This window comes from Phormidium sp. CCY1219, from assembly GCF_055795085.1.
Window position 1 is genome coordinate 1 of record NZ_JAYFEQ010000722.1, and the last position, 883, is coordinate 883.

Sequence of the window (883 nt, forward strand, 5' to 3'; positions counted from 1 at the left end):
AATAATTTCATTCCAGATTGTGCCATACTCAGAAACTTCCAGCAATTGCTAGATTTTTCCGGGTTAAATGTATCTGTCAGAACAGAGGATGAAACAGATTATGGCTGGCGACATTTCCCGATGAAATTTGGACCGGCTCCAGTATTTTATCTTTTTTATTGTTAATAGAATGATTGAAAAACCACAAGTTTTACTGAAGCTTAAAGAAAAAATTACGAGCAGAGATGCCAAGGTTGGCGTTGTTGGCTTGGGATATGTTGGACTGCCATTTGCTGTCGAAAAAGCAAAGGTAGGCTTTCACGTAATAGGAATTGAACAAAACCCGAAGAGGGCAGAGCAAGTCAATAAGGCTGATAATTATATCACCGATGTTAAAGACAAAGATTTAGAACAAGTCGTTAAGAGTGGCAACTTACAAGCGGTTACAAGCTTTGATTGGGTAACCGAATTGGATGTAATTGTCATTTGTGTGCCAACGCCGCTGACGAAGAATCTGACTCCTAATTTAAGTTATATCGAAAGTGTTACCGAAGCGATCGCTCAATATTTGAGACCCGGGCAATTAGTGACTTTGGAATCTACCACCTATCCGGGAACGACAGATGAGGTTATGCGCCCTGTATTGGAGAAAATAAGTGGTCTTCAGCAGGGAGAAGATTTTTTTCTGGCTCATTCTCCAGAGCGTGTCGATCCAGGAAATCAGCGGTACACCACTAAAAATACTAATAAAGTGGTAGGAGCATCAGATCCCCATTCTTTGGAAGTTGCCATCCAATTTTATGAACAGACGATAGATTATGTGGTGCCAGTTAGCTTCTCGGCGGGAAGCCCCGCGCTCTACCCGTGCTTGGTGAGCGTCGGGATGAGAGCCAGGGGAAATGGA

General features: G+C 42.7%; 1 protein-coding gene. It reads left to right on the forward strand.

Annotation, left to right across the window (positions count from 1 at the left end; all coding sequences use genetic code 11):
- Positions 1 to 169 precede the first annotated feature (169 nt).
- The coding region (locus AC0QH1_RS21550; protein ID WP_324633379.1) for a nucleotide sugar dehydrogenase at positions 170 to 883 on the forward strand (714 nt) is incomplete at its 3' end.